The organism is Streptomyces sp. NPDC005899 (assembly GCF_040629645.1).
In the GTDB taxonomy this organism is placed as follows: domain Bacteria; phylum Actinomycetota; class Actinomycetes; order Streptomycetales; family Streptomycetaceae; genus Streptomyces.
Window position 1 is genome coordinate 1 of record NZ_JBEXWB010000583.1, and the last position, 2,438, is coordinate 2,438.

General features: G+C 72.8%; 1 protein-coding gene. It reads right to left on the minus strand.

The window, feature by feature from the left end; translation table 11 throughout:
* Positions 1-176: 176 nt before the first annotated feature.
* Positions 177-2,366, minus strand: coding sequence for a hypothetical protein (locus tag ABZ371_RS31670; RefSeq protein ID WP_358686186.1), 2,190 nt, complete (start codon positions 2,364-2,366; stop codon positions 177-179).
* Between the last annotated feature and the right edge of the window lie 72 nt (positions 2,367-2,438).

Genomic DNA, 2,438 nt, shown 5'->3' on the forward strand with positions numbered 1-2,438 from the left:
GTTTTACAGCGGTGGCCTCTCCCTACGGGGGGGTTGGGGGGCTGGGGGGGGGGGGGGGGGGGGGCGCCCCCGGGGCCCAAATGCGGGCCGGGGGCCCCCCCGCGCTGTGGGGGGCCCACAGCGCGTGGGAGGGGTGTGGTGGGCGGCGTGTGGGCCGCCCACAGCCGGAGCGATGGTTACTGGGTGTTGCGGGTGGCGTAGGCGTGGATCGCGGCGGCGAGGGTCTCCGCGAGGTATCCGGCCTTCGACTCGCCGTCTTCTCCGGCGCGGACGCTGCCCTTGCCGGGGCGCTCGACTCCGACGGCGCGCAGGAGCCGGTTGATCTCGGTACCGAGGGCGACGGGGTCGGTGCCCATGCGGGTGGCGAGGTCGCTGGTGTGGATGCGGCCGCCTGCAGCGACGATGTGCTGATGCGCGTCGGCCAGGAGCTGTGGGACGGGGTTGGGCCGGTCCTGGGGTGCTCCGGCCTGGCGGATGACGCGGCCGAAGTCGGCCTCGATGACGGTGGCAGCGTCCGGCTCGGCCTGGTCGTGCTTGCCGTCGATGGCGCGGGCCGCGGCGAGCATGTCTGAGAGCAGGTCGGAGCCGAACCGCTTCGGCGGTGCTTCGGCCGTGGCGGTCGCGGCCGGTGTGGCGGAGCTGCTCGCGGCGCGCGGGCCGGCCGTGCCGTCCGCGTCGTCGTCCACGAACCCGGTGTTGGGGATGCCGGTGAACTCGTCGATCGGCGGGTGGAGGATCTCCATGTCGGTGTAGGGGTGGGTGGTGGGGGCGAGCTGCTTGCCCCTGTAGATGCGGGGGAGGGTGCGGCCCCACCGGCTGGCGTAGTACTGGGCGGGTTCGGTGTCGAGGAAGACGTCTTCCAGGCGGGGCCGGCGGTCGGCGTAGGTGACGGACAGGGCGCGGATCTGCTTCGGGGTGATCCGGTATGCCTTGAACGCGGTGGGATCGGAGACGACGTCGTCGGCGTCCGGTGAGGAGTAGAAGCCGCAGCCCTTGTACGGGGCCGACTTCGGGTTGATGCGGGCGCCTCCGGTCGGGAAGAGGTGGCTCAGCTCCTCGGGGTCGGAGACGCGCATGCCGACCCGGACACGGGACTGCTTCTTCATCGCGGCGGTGATGACGTCCTGGGTGGCGCGCAGCCCGCAGTCGACGACGCGGACGCGGGCGGCGCGGCCGGTGTTGACGATGGTGTCGAGCTTGCTGAGGAGCTTCGGGGTGAGTTCCGCGATCTCGTCGACGAGGATCAGGATCTCGGGCAGGTCGTGGGTGACCTTCAGCTTGTCGTCGTCGACCAGCTGGTCCTGGTGCCCGGACTTGCGGGCGCCGATCCCGGCGATCACGACGTCGCACAGGATGTGGGCCTCTTCGATGGTGTCGGCGGTCCAGTCGATGAGCGGCACGCTGGCGTTGCCGTCGGTGGCCCAGGCGTGGAGCCAGGGCAGGGAGATCCCGGCGCCGGTGACGTCGATGTGCATGACGACGGTGTCGTTGGTGCGCAGGGCCCCGGCGTTGGCGACGTTGACGGTGTTGGTCTTGCCGGAGCCGACTTGGCCGACGATGAGGGCGCAGTCGTCGACGACGGCGATGCGGGCCTCTTCGGCGTCGGGCTTGAGGCCGAGGGGGATGCCGTCGTAGATGCTGGTGACGGTGGTGTCCTCGGAACTGTCGGGAAGGTCGATCTGCTGGGCGAGGACGTCCTCGGCGGTGACCCGGATGAGGATCTGCCCGTACGTCTCGCCGTCGCGGACCTCGATGCCGCCGCCCTTGGGCAGGCGCAGGTCGACGGCGAGCTTGCGCACCGCGTCGGCGGGCAGTTCGGGGGTGTCGGAGGGCATGGTGACCAGGACGGTGTAGCCGACGCCGCCCTTCCACGGGCGTACGCCGTCGACCTGGTGGCCTTCCAGGCGGAAGAGGCGGTGGAGTCGGTCGTGCCATTCACTGGCGCGCTTGTTGGCCCACTTCTGGAGCTTGCGCTGGTGGCGTTCGGTGCGGGCGGTCTCCTCGGCCTGGACCAGGCCGCGGGCCAGGGTGATACCGGCGGCGGCTCCGGCGGCCCACCAGCCGGTCATGCCCCAGGTGAGGGGGGTGTGGGCGGCCAGGGCGGAGGCGGTCCACCCGCCGGCGGTGAGCCAGGCGGCGCAGCGGGCGACGGTGTGGCCGCCGGGGCGCCGCTGGTAGAGGTCGGCGGCGGCCTGGGCGGCGGCTCCAGCTCCGGCGACCAGGAGGGCGTGGGAGGGGGGCAGGCCGGTGACGGAGCCGGTCGCGGCGACGGCGTAGGCGCCTCCGGCGACCAGGGCGGCGGAGGTGGCGGGGGAGTGGTGCCAGCCCCAGTCCAGGGCGGCGGAGGTCGAGGTCTTGGCGGCCATCGGTGCGGGCTCCTTCATACGGGCGGTGCGAGGCGGGAGAGAGGCGGGCGGGCCGCGCACTGTGGAGTGCGC

What these genes read in the sequence shown, in the direction of transcription:
- ABZ371_RS31670 (WP_358686186.1), bottom strand. Translation starts at nt 2,366, where the DNA reads ATGGCCGCCAAGACCTCGACCTCCGCCGCCCTGGACTGGGGCTGGCAC.